General features: G+C 64.2%; 23 protein-coding genes, 1 tRNA gene and 2 pseudogenes. 2 read left to right on the top strand and 24 right to left on the bottom strand.

Going from position 1 to position 13,748, the window contains the following annotated elements:
• Positions 1-352: 352 nt before the first annotated feature.
• From WBB07_RS17540 to WBB07_RS17430, 23 genes are all read right to left on the bottom strand, one after another.
• Positions 353-616 (bottom strand): hypothetical protein, encoded by a 264-nt coding sequence (locus tag WBB07_RS17540; RefSeq protein ID WP_526309673.1) that lies wholly within the window; start codon positions 614-616, stop codon positions 353-355.
• Positions 609-1,436, bottom strand: a complete 828-nt coding sequence (locus WBB07_RS17535; protein WP_526309672.1) for a hypothetical protein — start codon at positions 1,434-1,436, stop codon at positions 609-611. Before WBB07_RS17535 ends, WBB07_RS17540 begins: the two co-directional genes overlap by 8 nt.
• Entirely contained in the window at positions 1,436-2,032 is a 597-nt protein-coding gene (locus tag WBB07_RS17530) for an HNH endonuclease (RefSeq protein WP_526309671.1), read from the bottom strand. The genes WBB07_RS17535 and WBB07_RS17530 overlap by 1 nt, the downstream gene beginning before the upstream one ends.
• A 154-nt stretch (positions 2,033-2,186) precedes the next feature.
• On the bottom strand, positions 2,187-3,350 hold the full coding sequence (locus tag WBB07_RS17525; RefSeq protein ID WP_526309670.1) for a DNA cytosine methyltransferase: 1,164 nt from the start codon (positions 3,348-3,350) through the stop codon (positions 2,187-2,189).
• Positions 3,347-3,682: a hypothetical protein gene (locus WBB07_RS17520; protein ID WP_526309669.1), complete on the bottom strand. Its 336-nt coding sequence runs from the start codon at positions 3,680-3,682 to the stop codon at positions 3,347-3,349. The genes WBB07_RS17525 and WBB07_RS17520 overlap by 4 nt, the downstream gene beginning before the upstream one ends.
• Complete coding sequence (locus tag WBB07_RS17515) at positions 3,679-4,092, bottom strand: hypothetical protein (RefSeq protein WP_526309668.1); 414 nt, start codon at positions 4,090-4,092, stop codon at positions 3,679-3,681. The genes WBB07_RS17520 and WBB07_RS17515 overlap by 4 nt, the downstream gene beginning before the upstream one ends.
• Positions 4,089-4,430, bottom strand: coding sequence for a hypothetical protein (locus WBB07_RS17510; RefSeq protein WP_526309667.1), 342 nt, complete (start codon positions 4,428-4,430; stop codon positions 4,089-4,091). Before WBB07_RS17510 ends, WBB07_RS17515 begins: the two co-directional genes overlap by 4 nt.
• Before the next feature lie 11 nt (positions 4,431-4,441).
• Positions 4,442-4,681, bottom strand: a complete 240-nt coding sequence (locus WBB07_RS17505; protein WP_526309666.1) for a glutaredoxin family protein — start codon at positions 4,679-4,681, stop codon at positions 4,442-4,444.
• A 181-nt stretch (positions 4,682-4,862) separates the two neighbouring features.
• Positions 4,863-5,912 (bottom strand): hypothetical protein, encoded by a 1,050-nt coding sequence (locus tag WBB07_RS17500; protein ID WP_526309665.1) that lies wholly within the window; start codon positions 5,910-5,912, stop codon positions 4,863-4,865.
• Positions 5,909-6,757 (bottom strand): PD-(D/E)XK nuclease-like domain-containing protein, encoded by an 849-nt coding sequence (locus WBB07_RS17495; RefSeq protein ID WP_526309664.1) that lies wholly within the window; start codon positions 6,755-6,757, stop codon positions 5,909-5,911. Before WBB07_RS17495 ends, WBB07_RS17500 begins: the two co-directional genes overlap by 4 nt.
• A 181-nt stretch (positions 6,758-6,938) precedes the next feature.
• Complete coding sequence (locus tag WBB07_RS17490) at positions 6,939-7,259, bottom strand: hypothetical protein (protein WP_526309663.1); 321 nt, start codon at positions 7,257-7,259, stop codon at positions 6,939-6,941.
• A gap of 342 nt (positions 7,260-7,601) precedes the next feature.
• Positions 7,602-7,817: a hypothetical protein gene (locus WBB07_RS17485; protein WP_526309662.1), complete on the bottom strand. Its 216-nt coding sequence runs from the start codon at positions 7,815-7,817 to the stop codon at positions 7,602-7,604.
• On the bottom strand, positions 7,814-8,155 hold the full coding sequence (locus tag WBB07_RS17480) for a DUF732 domain-containing protein (RefSeq protein WP_526309661.1): 342 nt from the start codon (positions 8,153-8,155) through the stop codon (positions 7,814-7,816). The genes WBB07_RS17485 and WBB07_RS17480 overlap by 4 nt, the downstream gene beginning before the upstream one ends.
• Positions 8,152-8,550 carry a hypothetical protein gene (locus tag WBB07_RS17475; RefSeq protein ID WP_526309660.1) on the bottom strand — a complete coding sequence of 133 codons (399 nt, stop codon included), beginning with the start codon at positions 8,548-8,550 and terminating at the stop codon, positions 8,152-8,154. Before WBB07_RS17475 ends, WBB07_RS17480 begins: the two co-directional genes overlap by 4 nt.
• A gap of 56 nt (positions 8,551-8,606) precedes the next feature.
• On the bottom strand, positions 8,607-9,020 hold the full coding sequence (locus tag WBB07_RS17470; protein WP_526309659.1) for a hypothetical protein: 414 nt from the start codon (positions 9,018-9,020) through the stop codon (positions 8,607-8,609).
• Positions 9,021-9,255: 235 nt separating this feature from the next.
• Positions 9,256-9,753, bottom strand: coding sequence for a hypothetical protein (locus tag WBB07_RS17465; protein ID WP_526309658.1), 498 nt, complete (start codon positions 9,751-9,753; stop codon positions 9,256-9,258).
• 52 nt (positions 9,754-9,805) lie between these two features.
• Positions 9,806-10,063, bottom strand: a complete 258-nt coding sequence (locus tag WBB07_RS17460) for a hypothetical protein (RefSeq protein WP_526309657.1) — start codon at positions 10,061-10,063, stop codon at positions 9,806-9,808.
• On the bottom strand, positions 10,060-10,293 hold the full coding sequence (locus tag WBB07_RS17455) for a hypothetical protein (RefSeq protein WP_526309656.1): 234 nt from the start codon (positions 10,291-10,293) through the stop codon (positions 10,060-10,062). Before WBB07_RS17455 ends, WBB07_RS17460 begins: the two co-directional genes overlap by 4 nt.
• Entirely contained in the window at positions 10,290-10,529 is a 240-nt protein-coding gene (locus tag WBB07_RS17450; protein ID WP_526309655.1) for a hypothetical protein, read from the bottom strand. Before WBB07_RS17450 ends, WBB07_RS17455 begins: the two co-directional genes overlap by 4 nt.
• Complete coding sequence (locus tag WBB07_RS17445) at positions 10,526-11,464, bottom strand: phage antirepressor KilAC domain-containing protein (protein ID WP_526309654.1); 939 nt, start codon at positions 11,462-11,464, stop codon at positions 10,526-10,528. The genes WBB07_RS17450 and WBB07_RS17445 overlap by 4 nt, the downstream gene beginning before the upstream one ends.
• Before the next feature lie 109 nt (positions 11,465-11,573).
• Positions 11,574-11,768, bottom strand: a complete 195-nt coding sequence (locus WBB07_RS17440; protein ID WP_526309653.1) for a hypothetical protein — start codon at positions 11,766-11,768, stop codon at positions 11,574-11,576.
• On the bottom strand, positions 11,765-11,887 hold the full coding sequence (locus WBB07_RS17435; RefSeq protein ID WP_526309652.1) for a hypothetical protein: 123 nt from the start codon (positions 11,885-11,887) through the stop codon (positions 11,765-11,767). The genes WBB07_RS17440 and WBB07_RS17435 overlap by 4 nt, the downstream gene beginning before the upstream one ends.
• The gene (locus WBB07_RS17430) at positions 11,884-12,582 is read right to left on the bottom strand and encodes a phage antirepressor N-terminal domain-containing protein (protein ID WP_526309651.1); all 699 of its coding nucleotides are present in this window, start codon (positions 12,580-12,582) and stop codon (positions 11,884-11,886) included. Before WBB07_RS17430 ends, WBB07_RS17435 begins: the two co-directional genes overlap by 4 nt.
• A gap of 392 nt (positions 12,583-12,974) precedes the next feature.
• Here WBB07_RS17430 and WBB07_RS17425 point away from each other — a divergent pair.
• Positions 12,975-13,205: pseudogene (locus WBB07_RS17425) on the top strand (helix-turn-helix domain-containing protein); the annotation flags it as partial.
• 46 nt (positions 13,206-13,251) lie between these two features.
• Here WBB07_RS17425 and WBB07_RS17420 read toward each other — a convergent pair.
• Positions 13,252-13,324 (bottom strand) — tRNA-Arg (locus WBB07_RS17420).
• Positions 13,325-13,435: 111 nt separating this feature from the next.
• Between WBB07_RS17420 and WBB07_RS17415 the strand changes: the two are divergent.
• Positions 13,436-13,748, top strand: a pseudogene (locus WBB07_RS17415) (arginine--tRNA ligase); the annotation flags it as partial.

The raw sequence follows: 13,748 nt of genomic DNA, 5'->3' as shown, positions 1-13,748 counted from the left end.
TCCGTGGCAGCACGCCAGATGTAGATCCACAGACGGTGGGCAGCCCTCGTACCGGCGTTCCCCGCACAGGCAGGAGGTGTAGTCGTGGAGCGGGTTGAACGTGACGCCGGGATGACCATGGGTGGCGCACAGGTCGGGGCGAGTTCGGTAACGGAGTGGGCCGGCAGCGGCGGCGGTGCTGAGAGCCTCGCCGGACCCCGCTCTGGTGTAACCACCCTCGGGAGTGGGTTTTGATCGCTCCACGGACCGCTCGTCAAGCAAAAACAAGGCTTCCTGGCTCATCTCGTCACCGCCCGAACGAACAACCCCACGATCACGAGCGCCGAGAGCAGGGCGACGACGTTGGTGGCGGTCATGGCTCAACCGCCGGCGACTCGGTGCGCGCGCGGTCGGCCTGGCGCTTGCGGATCTTGGCCAGCTCGGCCCGCATGAGCTCGCGGCCATGGCGGGTGTCGCGGTCGGTGTGATCGCAGACGAGCGTGCCTCGGTAGCCCTGTGCGTCGCAGCGAGTGCAGGCGGCGATGGCTTGGGCGCGGACCTCGGTGGTGGTGGGCTCGGCGGGGATCTCGTAGACCGTGCCGTCGGACACGGTGCCGTCGGGGTTGAGTTCAGGCATTGGATGCCTCCTGGAGTTCGGGCGGGTTGTCCGGGTGGGCGCAGGTGCCCATGAAGCTGCCGAAGTCGCGCTTGCCATTTCGGTCACAGAGGTCACAGAGGTCGATGGCTTCACGGCGGCGCCGGCGGGTGGCCACCTCGTCAGCCTTCTGGCGGTCAGCTTCGGCCTCGTCCCACTTGCGCCGCGCCTTGCATGCCGGACACGGCGAGGGTGAGTTCTCCTTGTGCCGTCGACATTTCGGGGGGGCTTCTCGCGCGTCACCTGACGTAACCCCTTCTTGAGAAGTCTCTACAAGAGAAGGGTTGGGTCGGGTCGGGTCTGGGTCGGGGCGCTGTGACTCACACCGTGACACAAATTTGCTGTCGGCCGATTCCGACTCGTCACTGTCACGCTGTGACACTTCTGCGTCGTCGCTGCTAGTCGCTTTAGGGGGGACGTAATTCCGTCCCTTTTTGCCCTTCCGATAGCTCGACTGGCGGGCCGCGTCGGCTTCGCGCTTGGCTGCATTTTCGGCCCTAGTTTTCTGCCATTTTTCCCAAGATTTGAACAAAATTTCGCGAGAATCTCGCCAAGATTCCGGCGGAATCTCCGGATTCTCATGGCCCCAGAGGTTGGCTTGCTGGTGTAGGGCACGGATCAATCGCGGTGTCCCGCCGAAGGATTTGACGGTATCGAGAGGCACGCGGCCATCCGTCTCCTCCTTGGCCGACCATGCCCCACACCGCACCCAAAGCCCAATTGCTTCATTGCGTAGTGCGCGGTCCAGGGCCATCACTGGCTTGCTGTCCGCGAACATGTCGTCGACGTAGAACCAAGGCACTACTCGGCCTCCAAGAGTTGACGCGCGACCTCTTGCCGATCGCGGATGATCCCCCAGGCGACGCCACAGAAGTACTTCCAGTTGTGCTGATCACTGATTGCGCGATTGGCTGACGCCTTCCGAATGGCCCGATCTAGGTCATCGAGATCGAGTCCGTTGTCACGGAACTGGAGGACAGTCCTGCGTATGCCCTCAAGTCCACCGACCGCGGGCGACCTGAGATCGGGGACGCAGTAGGTCCGCTCATTGGGGTCAGCCTCGAGGATGGCTTGCACGTTCTCGATGAACCGGCCGACGAACGCGATATCGTCAGTGCGCTTGCCGTGTTCGATCTCTGCGGCGCGCTTCATCGCACCAGCCCACCTCAGCGCATCGTTCGTGACATCGGCGACAAGCGCGGCATCGGACGGCACCGACGACTTGCCGGCGTTGCAGTCTCTACACGCCGCAACAAGGTTCGTTGGTTCGTCCGTCCCGCCGAGCGCCACCGGGATCACGTGGTCGATGGTCAGTGGGCTGTCAACCGACCGGCAGTAGCGGCAGGTGTAGTTGTCTCGCTTGAGGACTTCATGCCTCAAGCGCTTACTGACGGCCATAGTCGGCCCCTCTCTCACTCATCTCGCTCAGCCCAACGCCACCCACACGCGCACTCATGACCGCCGTCGTGGTCGTCCCCCAGGTCGCACTCATGGATGCGCCGGCCGTCGTCACAGCGGCCGAGGGATTCGGCGGGGCAGGGGATCTCGCCGGTCATGCGGCCATCTCAAGGCTCAGTAGCCACCGCAACGCCACAGCGGCACACTGTGGGACAACACCGTTGCCGATGATGCGCAGCTGATCGTTGCGCGAGATCCCTGGTACGGCGGTGACCCAGCCGTCGGGCCAGCCCATCATCCACTCGGAGAACGCGGGATTCAGGCGCGGGTTGCCTTTGGTGTTTGGTTCGGTGGGGCTCGGTGCGGGGCGAGTGGCTTCCTCCCAGCGGGCGATGGCCGGCGCATACTTACCCCAGCGGCTACCCCGCTGCTGAGTGGCGCGGGCGCAAATGGTTACCAGGTCGTCGCCACCAGATCCGACGCGGTTGGCCCGGGCGAAATCTGGACCGCGATCCCCGTCTGCGGCGGCAGGTGTCGGCAGCAGTTCGGTGATGCTGTCGAGTGATGGTCTGATCGCAGCGTTCGGACCTTGCGATCTGTTTCGTCCTGATCGTGCCGCTGCTGGTGTGGGTAGGAGTTCACCGTTCCCATAGGCGCGCGCAATGCCAGGCAGAAGCAGCTCGCCTGAGCGAGAACCAGAACGGGTGAGGTGGCCGCCGCCGCCGTCTGCAGCGCTCGGTGTTGGCAGCAGGTCTACATCCGTATCACTGCCGAGGGCAGCATCAGGTCCCCCGACGATCCCCGTTGATTCGGCCCGCCCTTCGTTCCGTCCGACGCGCGTGGTGTCGGTAGCGATGGCGAAGAACCGGTTTCGCTGGTGAGTGGCACCGATGTCGGAAGCGCGTAGGCATGTCCATCGGAGGTCATACCCGAGGTTGGCCAAGCTGTTGGCGACTCGTCCGAACTCTCCAGCAAGGACAGCTGAGACGTTCTCCAACACGATGATTCGTGGTCGAACCAGGCAAATGGCTCGCGCGATGTGCGGCCAGATGGCGCGTTCGTCATCGGCTCCCTTTCGTTTTCCGGCGAGGCTGAACGGCTGGCAGGGCCAGCCGAAGGACATGATGTCGACGGGTTCGACGGTCGACCAGTCAGTCATGATGAGGTCGCGGTGGTTCGGCACGCCGGGGTAGCGATGCTCAAGCACCCTGCTGGCAGCATCATCCTTCTCGCAGTGCCATGCCGTCGTCGCGCCGAACACCTGCTCGACAGCCATGTCCAGGGCACCTGCTCCTGAACAGAGGGATCCGATCCTCACCCGATCACCTCACTCTTAACCCGCCCATCGCGGTACTCGACGGTGAGGCGGGTGGGCTCGCCGCCGTACTTCGGATCGAACAGCAGCTCAATCAGCGCGCGTATATCCGCTTCTCGCAGCGACTCCGGGCTGACATCTGGACCGCCGAGAAAGGCGCGCATGTGCCGCACCCGCTCAGCAGCGCCGCCGCCAAACAGGTTCCGCACGACCGTCTCGGCGTCAATAGCCCGCTCGTACCCCTGGCTTGAGTTCAGCAGCGAGTGCCCATTGTCGGCGCGAACGTAGATGTCGAACTTCTGATCGGCGCGCGGGCGGATGATGATGTCGGTCATGACGCCTCCGGGTTGTGCGTGGTGGCCGGGTGGAATTCATCGAGACCACTCGGGGTGTGGTCCGGGTACTGCAGCACCAGCCACAGCGCAGCCTCGCCAGGCTCGTGAATGACAGGCTCGGGAGTGGAGACGTGCTCGGTGTCGTCGTCGGGCACAACGCCAGCGTCAACGATGCCGTCCACCAACGCTTTTACTGTGGGGTAGAGGTTGCCCCGGTCTCGGCGGCGACGGTCCCTTGGTCGGTAGTGCAGGGTGATGACCAGACGTTCCGCCCGAGGTGCATTCCGAGACAGAAGGGCTGCAGCTTGGCGGATCTCGCGCGTGATGCACGCCTTCTTGGCCCAGTGCAGGCGCTGATTCGAACTCAGCGGCGGGCGCTTCCATGGCAAGTCGATGTGGATATCACTCACCCCCGCACCTCCCCAGTCCTCGGGTCGATATCGGAGAACGCAGCGGTGATCTCGTCCTCAAGCTCCATGGGCAGCACTTCGCCACCGGATCGGCCTTCGAGTGCGCGGCGCACCAGCTTCTCGGCGGTCGGCAGGTCCTCGCGGCGGATGCGCTCAGCGCGGCGGATGCGTGCCTTGACGGTGGTCGCGCCAGTGTCTTGGTCGGTCTCGACGGTCTTGCAGTCGATGAGGACTATGACCGCATGGACCTTGAGCGGGTTGTCCAGCATCTCGTCAGCGAGGCCGACGAGCCCATTGGCGTCATCTCCCGGGAGGTTGCCGATAATCTTGAGCGTCATGAGTGGTCCTTTCAGGCAGCGTTGATGGCGGATGCGAGTGCGTCGATACGGTCAGGCCGAAAGCCAGTCCAAATGTCATCCCCGGCCTGGACGATGGGCGCGGTCAGCTCGAGGCCCAGCGCCCGGACGGTGGCCATCACCTCGTCAGTCGGCGAGGCTTCGGCGTAGTCGAGTCCGAGGCGGGCGAGCTTGGCCTTGGTGAGACGGCAGGGTTGGCAGTTGGGGTTTGAGCTGTAGAGGGTGATGGTCATCAGAGCGCCGCACTCGGACGGATTCTCGCGAGGCCTTCCTTCGGCTCTAGCGTGTCGGCCAGTCGGCGCACTTGAAACACGAGTGCGTTGATACTGCAAACGATCTGACGGGCGTCATTCGTCTCGCAGTCATTCGGATTGCCGGGAGTCTCCTCCATGAGCCATCGCTCTTCGTCCCACATCACTTCCCACCCTTCAGATCCACCAACAGCGCCTCGGCTTCATCAGCACTCAGGTCGCCCACCCCATCGAGCGGCTCCTCGTTGCCGCGGCCCTTTCGCCAGGCGGCGAGGAAGTCGGCTTGGGTGGCAAGGTCTTCGCCGGCGGCTCGGGTGAGGAGTTCGGTGAGTTCAGCGATCTGCTCAGCGCTGACCATGAGAACATCGGCGGGGATCTCCTGCTGGGCGGGCTCAGCTTTCGGCTTCCGCTTTGAGCTGGCCGCGATGTCGTCGGCGCTGACTCCCGCATTGACAGGCGGGAACATCTCATCCTTGTCGTAGCCGTCTCTAGTGATCGATGTGTATGCGATGCCGAGCTGTGCGATATCGCCGGCGTCCCACTGGCCGCGCTTCTTGGCCAGCTTGGTCTCGATCTGAGACTCGGTGATGCCGATACCCTTGAACGCTCCCAGCATTTCGGTCACGCGTTGGGCCAGTGGCTTTCCCTCACCGTGTTCCAGTGTTGCGTGGCAGCGATTCTGAGCCTCTTCGGTGAACCACCTCGGCAGGACGTTGGAGATGCACTCGCGCACGGCGCGGGCCCCGACGTTGTTGTTGTTGTTCTGGATGTCGCCGAGGTCGGTGAGCTGCTGGCGCCCCTTGCCCTTCATTCGCTCGTGCGGCACGACGAATGTGCGGCTGGTGCGCGTGTTGGTCTGCACATCCCAGGCGAACGCCTGGATCTCCGACTCGCCTTTGTCGTCATCGCGAGCCAGCTCGTGGGTGCCGTGCTGCACGTTGCCCCAGATGCGGGCCAGCTCGCGCAGGAGATGCACCGACGGGCCGTTGCCTCGGTTGGGCACCTGGTAGAACGCCTGCTTGGCCATAGCCAGACGGCTGCATGACTCCTGCATCTCGGCGACGGCGCGCTGGATGTCGCGCGGGATCTGCTGGGCCACAACGACGGCGGCCTGGACCTCGGCGATTGCGCGGGACTGCTCGACGGCGGTCTGCTGGCCAATGCTGGCCGGTCGAGTGCTGGGCGGCTGGTAGGGCTGGACGGTGGCGGTCATTCTGCCTCTTCCTGGTAGTAGATGTAGCTGGGTAGATCGACGTCGTGAATTCCTGGACCCCAGTCGGGCCAGATGTCAGATTGGCGACAGCGGTGATAGAGGTCGAATGCCTCGCGCACCTTGGCGCGGCCCAGCTCGACGGCCCGCGGCCGATGGCGGGTAACGCTCACAAGGTGGGGAGGCTCGGTCTCGACGTTGACGAACACGAAGTCGACGTTTTGGGCCCCAAGGGATTCGGCCGCGATGCGATAGAGCGCGTCCTGAATCCAGTAACCGAGGTCGCCAGACGTCTTCGACCACGTGCGAGGGTCGGCCGACTTGCTTGTGGTCTTCACGTCGCCAATGACGATCCAGTCGCCAGTCGGCGCGAAGATGTCGAACTTCGCCCGGCCACGCTCGCCGGTGAGCGGGTCATGGAAGTAGGCGCTCAGCTCGAACTGTGCGTCATCATTGGCGAGCAGGCTGCCCGCGAGGTGGTGATCGCGAACGCGCTGCGCCATCGTCTCGGCGGGATCCACCCAGCCGGCGAGGATGGGAACCTTTCCCTCGGCGTACGCCTCATCGCGCTGCGCTTGGGCCGCCTTGCCGTTGAAAGAAGCAGCGTCGATGACGACCACCTCAGCTCCGACGCCGAGCACTAAGCCGTGTACGTAGTGGCCAAGGTCGAAATGCTTTGCGTGCTCTGCCGGCTGGCCCTGTGCCCAGTGGAACTTGTAGGGCGACTTCAGCAGCTTGCGCGCGCCGGTGCTCGACAGGCTGTCATGGTCGGCGTGGTAGATCGCGTCGGGGACCCCCGGCCAGAAGCCATCTTCGGTGGGTACTGATTCGGTCGCCGGCGCGCTCATATCTCCAACCTCTCTCCGCACGTCACGCAGTAGCCCCAGGGCCCTCGTGACGCGATCCGCTTGTGCTGACACCCGATAGCTCTGTCTGATTCGGTCATGAACCGCCGGGCGTCTCGCTCCTCCTCGCGCTCGTGGGAGCCCGCTTCCATCACCCAGTTGTCCAGGCGGCGCATGCTGACAGTCATGAGGTGGCCGCCGGATTTAGGCGAGACCGACCGCGCTCGTGGTCATCGAGGTAGATGCGCCCGCGCAGATCCTCCGGGTCGGCGCCGGCCTTGATCGCTGCGCCATAGAGGAACTCGCAGCGGTTGCGGAGAAATCTTGTCTCCTCGCAGAGTTCCGTCTGCGCCCAGTGTCGAGCCGACTCGGCGTCACGCTCCGCTGATTCACGCATGCATTCAGCGATTCGCTGCCGCTCCTGGGCCTGCCGATATGACTTCTCGCGCAGAACTACGAACCCGTTGTCTGCCAGCAGCTTCTTGGCGCCGTCGACGTCACTCATCGCACCGTCCTCCAGCAGTCCGCCACCAGCCACGCCCCGACCGCTAACGCCAACCCTGCGAAGAACACCGGCCCCGTCGACAGGAACAGGCCGTGAGCAGCGACCAGAGCACCAGGGAGGGGGGCGAGGCGGGTCATGCAACCCACCGCCTCTCAATGTCATCAGCACGGAACGCCAGGTCCGCAGCGATCGTGATACGGAACGGCTCCCGACTCGCCGGACACTCACGCCACCGCAACGAATCCATATGCGCCTCAATCAATCTCTGCGGCCCATACCAGGACACGGATCGGTAGCAGACCGGGCAGACCCGCTCATCGTTGGCCACTACCAGGCGGCGACTCATGACCGGCCCCGCTTCACGAACCGGCCATCGGGACCGCGGGCTGGGGTGATCACGATGAACTCCCACTTGCCCGGCTTGAACGTCGCGATGGTCTCGCCATAGCGAGCGCGCTGGACGGTCAGGTAGCCGTCCTTGTCGACGCTGCTCGCTTCTCCGTGGGGGATCTGGACGGTGACGCCTCGGTAGTAGTCGACGGTGACGATGGCGCTCACAGCAGCACCCCCGCACGCTGCCCGCTACCCAACTCCACCAACAACGCCATATGCCGGGGACACCAACGCGAGACAGCCTCCGTGAGCATCAACCCAGCAGCCTCAGGAGCGAACCCGTCACCCACAATCCCCAAACCGACACCCAACACCCCCGCCAAATCAGGGGAACCATCAAGCACCGGACACATCGCAGACTCACCGAACTCCACGACATACCGCTCCTGATCAGCCGGCAAACCGTCAGCCTTCGCGCTCGGCATAGACCCGATGACCGCGCCAGCCAGGAACGCACCGAGGGCCATGAGGGTGAGGCGGGTGCGGAGGACTCGAGGTCTCATGCGCCAGCCTCGTTCTCGTACTCGTCGAGCTCGCGCAGGTCGTCGCCGTTCGCGAGATCTTTGACCATCAGCCGCAGCATGTCCCGCGTGTTGTTGGCGTCGAACAGCGTTTCCGCTTCGGCCTTGGTGAGCCCCAGCAGTCGAGCAGCTTGGATGCTCATGCGTGGGTGGTTGCCGTTGGGCAGCCTGTCATTGAACGGCGCGGGAAGCTCAAACCCGTAGCCATCCAGGACTGAGGTCCCAAAGGCTAGGAGGGCGGACCAGCCAGCGAAGCACGCGGCAGTGCCGCACGAGTTCGCCCAGTCGGCTTGGTCGTGCAGTTCGGGATGGTCGTCAATGTGCTGCATGGTGCGCTCCAGCAGCTCGACGTTGCGGGTAGGTTGTTGCTCTGACATCGGGTTCCTTTCAATCCGTGTCGTGGTGGCCTCGCCGGGCAGGGCGGGGCCGCTTTTCATTCGCTGGTCGCGACGCGGAGGTAGAGGGCGTCGACGATGGGTTTGATGGTCTTGACGTAACAGCCTTCGGTCACCGGACCGCCGGCTTGCAGTAGCGCGATTACGAGAGCCGCTTTCCGCATGAGCTGAGCCTCGGATTCACAGGCCGCCAGGGCCGCCTCAACCTCGGGGTCACCGTTGAGGTCGGGGGTGTCGGGGGTGGAGGGCAACCGCGGTGGGGCAGGCCATGTCGGCGGCTCGTCATCGAACGCCACATCCGGGCTCATCTGATCAGCGGCGAGCACATCAGCCTGCGACAGGAAATCCCCAGCCTCACGATCAGAGAACCCGGACGCACGCTCCCGCAACGCATCACGGACACTCGACCAGAACCGGCGGGCTGCGAACTCGGCGCGGACAGAGGCGCTCATGAGCCAGCTCATCGCCCACCCCGAACATCAAAGACGTCCTTGACGCAGGATGAGTAGCTGCCCCTGGCGAATGCGGTCAACGCCTCGGCGCCAGTGGAGAATCGGATTGGCTTCATCTTTGGCAGGTCCGCCCGATGGGGAGGTAGGGCGAGCCATTGGCCTTTGGCGCTGGGGTGCCCTTTGGTTATGAACCACTTGTCAAGGTCGAGCCCAAATGCCCTCTGATCCTCAATGCTCACCGCTCCACCACCTTCGGTTCCCGTGCCCACTCCTCCAGGTCATGGACACGATCAGCCAGCTCGTCACGCTCACGGATCAACGCGTCGCGTTCATCGGTGACGGTGGCCAACTCGCGGCGAAGTTCCGCTTCGGTGTCAACAGTGGGGATCCCGTATGCTTCGCGGATGAATCGCTCGGACTTGTTCAGCAAGTCCTGAAGCCACTCAGGTGATTTGGGTCCAACTCGTCTGCGTAGGTCTTCGACGTACTCGGTGAAGATTCGCCCGTCTGCCATCTGCACCGAGACGAGATCGCCATCACGGTGCAGCTCCAGGGGATTGACCTCGATGCCATTCACCACCCACGGCTTCGGGCTGTTCTCCGGGTGCCGAACGCACGCATCGAAATGCTGCTGATCGTTCGGCGCACCACAGTCCGGGCACGTGTCGCCGGACATCACGGCGGCCAGGAGGGCTTGAGTCTCGGGCGAGTAGGTGTGACCCGTGGATGACACTGCGGGACTGTTGCATTCGTCCCAGGCGGATGCGGGATCGTAGGTCATCGCGTCACCACCCGTCGTCTTGAAATGCATAGTGCTCGCAGGGCTTACGATCAGGTTGACCTGACTCCCGTGCTGGATAGCGCGTCTCCCGTAGCACTGGCGTATCCGTCGACGCGAGTCCCCAGGTGATGTCCATCTGCGGATCGCCGCCATGCAGCTCTCCTGACATGTCCGTGCAGCCAGACAGTGGCCGCAGCTTCTCGTCACGTTCGGCGTGAAAGATGGCGTCACGTTCAGCGCAGGCGATCTTGAGCCAACTCATGCCGCCCTCCGACCGCTCAAGATGTCAGCGACCTGCGCCTCAAGGTGACCGGCGGCGTCCCACGAATAGAGAACGCCGGCCGTGATCTGCAGCTCGAACGGCGTCAGGTCATTCGTCGACTTCACGACGCGGGTGTTGATGTAGCTGAGGATGGCAAGGCGTTCGTCGCGGGTGACGCTGGTGCGGTTGAGGATTGCGAAGATTTGACGGGAGTCTTTGGTGTGGATCATCGGGTGATCACCGCCAGAGTTGCCCTGATGGCGAGGTAGGTGAGCCCGATGGCGCCGAGCATCGCGACGGTTACAGGCCACGCCGCTGCAAGAACGCCGATGCTGAGCGTGAAGAACGACGCGCCGATCGGGTCGTCGTCCATCGCGCCCCTCAAGACCTCGCGGTTCACACGAATCGTGACGACGAATGCCGTGATGGCCACTGCTACATAGGCCGCGATGATCCAGGTGCTCATCCCACCACCACCGGCGACCGGTCCAGCTTCTTGCGCAGGAAGTCGACACCACTCGGCCGTACAGTCGTTGTGGCAGTGGGGATTCGCTCACCAGTCTTCGGGTGCACGTAGGTCCCGGGCGTCACCTTGAAGTGGTGCTCGTAGCGCTGGTAAGGCAGGTTGTTGCCCTGGAGCACGCCCGACCGACGCAGCTCCCGCATCATCACGTTGCGACCCCAGCCGAGCATCTTGGAGGTGGCCAGCATCGAGTAGGTGCCGTCGGCTTCCATGAGTTCGTCGTAGAAGGCGGCTTTGGGCTCGAGCTCGGCGACGTGAGCTTCGGCCAGATCGGCGCGGGTCTCAGCGTCGACCACCCACTGAGCCAGCGTCTTGCGATCTGGGAGGGCAAGGCTGCTGTCGTACCGGCCCGTCTTGCGGATCGTCGGCAGCACCTCGTGGGTCAGCCATCGCTTGAACGGCTTCACCTTGTCGGAGCGGCTGATGAGCATCAGGGAGTAGATGCCAGCCTCGGTGACCGCCGACATCCGTTGCGGCCCACCAGGGGTGTCCACGACCACGGACACCCTCTCGTCGTCGTCGAGCTGGGCCAGGGCGTCGCGGTACTTCGAGATCCCGACTGCATCGCAGACATCTCGACCGATCCACACGGGCTGGTCGGTGATGACGTGCCGGATGCTGGTGCCCTCGAAGGCGTTGGACACCGCAGTGAGACCGGCGGCACCGCTGTCGTGGTTGAACACGGCCAACTGCCTCTCGGGGGTGTGGTGGGTCAGATGCCAGTGGCCGCCAGCGCTGCACTCGTACGGGTAGAGGCGGTTCTGATTGCCGCGCGACCGGCGCTCGATCTCGGCGTGCTTGGCGGTGGCCTGTGAGCGGTAGGACTGCTTGGAGGGGGTTGGGCAGATGCCGGTCATGGGCATCTCGATCTGAGTCACGACCGCCGCCCTTCCGCCATCCGCACGAGACGACCGAGGTGTCCCGCGATGGCCATGGAGACGAGCAGGTGCAGGGAGCCGATGACGACGAGGGCGATGAGGAGGCCGGTCATTTCTTGCCCCGCTTCGGCCGGATGAAGTCAGCACCGCGCCAGGTCTTGCCGTCAGCCGACCAGGCTTTGTCGACGGCGGCCGCGAGGGGGGAGGCGGGCTTCGGCTTGGGGCGGCGGGCGACGGCGCAGAGGGTCATCGGGATGCCGGCCATGACCAGGGCGATGGGGCCGATGAAGTCGATGGCGGTCACTGGGTCACCTCATCTGCGATCCGGCCATCCTCGATCGCGGCGAAGATGCCGGTGAGGTCCATGTCGGAGGCGTCACCCATCTCGACGTGGGAGGTGGTGACGGGGTGGGGGTTGGTCATGCGGTGGCCTCGCTTCCACCGGGGAGTGCGCGCATCTCGTGCCGCAACTGCTCATCCAGCGCGAGATCCAGCTGGAGTTGCGACTGCATGTCACCCAGTGCGCGGCGGGTGTCGACCAGCTTGCGGGTCAGTTCAGGCAGGATGTGCGGGTGGAGGGTCCACGCAGATCCGGTGTGCCAGAACCAATCTCGGTATGCCTTCTTGGGCGAGCCGTTCTGCTTGAGCACGCCAGCATCGCGCAGGCCACGGGTGACGGAGGTGACGTCGAGGTCGATGCCGTACCGCTGACGGATCAGCGCGGTGGCTTCATCCCAGGTGACCGTGTTGGGCACGGTGGCCGCGTGACGGTCGGCGGTGAAGTGGGCTTCGATGACGTCGGCGACCTCGCACTGGTAGGCGGCGAGCTTGGGGCGAACGTGCTCGGCGACGCGGGAGAGGGGGATGGTGGCGAGTGCCATGAGGAAGGTGCGGACGTCGGAGGTGATGACGTTGCGGGTGCGCGGATCACCCGGGAGACGGACTGGCGTAACGCCCGTTCGCGCCCAATGCTGCTGCTGAACCTTGGCGACCTGCGTGGCTGCGTCGAGGCCGATGGCGGTGAATGCGGCGTTGAGCACCACCTGCGGACGGCCGTCGACGTCGGCCACTAGAAGGTCGTCGCCATGGAAGGGGATGGTTGCGAGGGTGGCGGTCATGATGCCGCGCGCTCCGCGTCGACCACGCCCGCAAGGAGGGTGGAGACTGGCGTCCCGAGAACTTGTGCGAGAGAAACAATCTCGTCGATGGTGAAGGGACGCTCCCCACGAAGACTGCGGCCGAGGGTTACACGGTTCTGTTGGAGACCCCGGGAAAGGGTCTGGTTGTCGATTCCAAGGCGGGCCGCTTCAGCTCGAACGTTCCCCGCGACTGTTCTGGATGGTGTCACGTTGTTCATAGTTGAACAGTACGCACGCATGCGAACGGAAATCAAGCACACCGTGAACCAAATCGAGGTGCGTTGTTCAGATTTGAGCTTCGAAGAGCCGTATTTGTTACGTCGCGTCATGAACTAGTGACACAATGCTACGTAATTGATACTCTGACTCACATGAGCACCGAGAATGTCGTGACCAGCATCAGCGTCGCGCCCAATGCGATGCCGCGTTCTGCCCAGATTCTGCGCCGCATCAAGGGGCAGATGGGTGAGCAGGAGATGACCAAGCAGGAGCTCGGCGAGCGCAGTGGCATCCACCGCGTCACCATCGGCCGGGCGCTCAGCGGCCAGCGGCCGTTCACGATCGACGAGCTCGAGTGCATCGCTTACGCGCTCGAAGTCGGCTTCGACTGGCTAATCACAGGAGTGGGAAGCCCCACCCCTCCAGATGTGCCCCCGGCAGGAATCGAACCTGCGGCCTTCTGCTCCGGAGGCAGACGCTCTATCCCCTGAGCTACGGGGGCGCATTCACACTGCGCCGATTGGGCTTGCATAGCCTAACGCATCGGAGAGGCTGCTTTGTCCTCGGTAATCGATTCGGGTTGCAACCACCCCAGACCATAGGATGGATCCTTGTGACACCCGCCGATCTGGCCGAGCTGCTCAAGAGCACCGCCGCTGGGGTGCTGGCCGCCCACGACCTGGACACTGATGCGCTGCCCGAAACGGTGACGGTAGAGCGCCCGCGCAACCCTGACCACGGAGATTACGCCACCAACCTGGCACTTCAGGTGGGTAAAAAGGTCGGCGCCAACCCGCGTGAGTTGGCAGGCTGGCTGGCTGAGGCGCTGGCCGCCGCCGACGGGATCGCGGCGGCCGACGTCGCCGGACCGGGTTTTGTGAACCTGCGCATCGACACCGCCGCCCAGGGCCGCATCGTCGATGACG

It is taken from the genome of Mycobacterium sp., from assembly GCF_049647605.1.
In the GTDB taxonomy this organism is placed as follows: Bacteria; Actinomycetota; Actinomycetes; order Mycobacteriales; family Mycobacteriaceae; genus Mycobacterium.
The sequence above is the reverse complement of the archived record's forward strand: the minus strand, read 5'-3'. Positions and strand labels throughout refer to the sequence as shown.

Coding starts and splice junctions, on each gene's coding strand:
- WBB07_RS17510 (WP_526309667.1), bottom strand. CDS start 4,430: ATGACGCTCAAGATTATCGGCAACCTCCCGGGAGATGACGCCAATGGG.
- WBB07_RS17450 (WP_526309655.1), bottom strand. CDS start 10,529: ATGAGCACCTGGATCATCGCGGCCTATGTAGCAGTGGCCATCACGGCA.
- WBB07_RS17435 (WP_526309652.1), bottom strand. CDS start 11,887: ATGACCAACCCCCACCCCGTCACCACCTCCCACGTCGAGATGGGTGAC.
- WBB07_RS17455 (WP_526309656.1), bottom strand. CDS start 10,293: ATGATCCACACCAAAGACTCCCGTCAAATCTTCGCAATCCTCAACCGC.
- WBB07_RS17520 (WP_526309669.1), bottom strand. CDS start 3,682: ATGACCGACATCATCATCCGCCCGCGCGCCGATCAGAAGTTCGACATC.
- WBB07_RS17430 (WP_526309651.1), bottom strand. CDS start 12,582: ATGACCGCCACCCTCGCAACCATCCCCTTCCATGGCGACGACCTTCTA.
- WBB07_RS17470 (WP_526309659.1), bottom strand. CDS start 9,020: ATGAGCGCCTCTGTCCGCGCCGAGTTCGCAGCCCGCCGGTTCTGGTCG.
- WBB07_RS17495 (WP_526309664.1), bottom strand. CDS start 6,757: ATGAGCGCGCCGGCGACCGAATCAGTACCCACCGAAGATGGCTTCTGG.
- WBB07_RS17500 (WP_526309665.1), bottom strand. CDS start 5,912: ATGACCGCCACCGTCCAGCCCTACCAGCCGCCCAGCACTCGACCGGCC.
- WBB07_RS17540 (WP_526309673.1), bottom strand. CDS start 616: ATGCCTGAACTCAACCCCGACGGCACCGTGTCCGACGGCACGGTCTAC.
- WBB07_RS17460 (WP_526309657.1), bottom strand. CDS start 10,063: ATGAGTTGGCTCAAGATCGCCTGCGCTGAACGTGACGCCATCTTTCAC.
- WBB07_RS17490 (WP_526309663.1), bottom strand. CDS start 7,259: ATGAGTGACGTCGACGGCGCCAAGAAGCTGCTGGCAGACAACGGGTTC.
- WBB07_RS17530 (WP_526309671.1), bottom strand. CDS start 2,032: ATGGCCGTCAGTAAGCGCTTGAGGCATGAAGTCCTCAAGCGAGACAAC.
- WBB07_RS17475 (WP_526309660.1), bottom strand. CDS start 8,550: ATGTCAGAGCAACAACCTACCCGCAACGTCGAGCTGCTGGAGCGCACC.
- WBB07_RS17480 (WP_526309661.1), bottom strand. CDS start 8,155: ATGAGACCTCGAGTCCTCCGCACCCGCCTCACCCTCATGGCCCTCGGT.
- WBB07_RS17505 (WP_526309666.1), bottom strand. CDS start 4,681: ATGACCATCACCCTCTACAGCTCAAACCCCAACTGCCAACCCTGCCGT.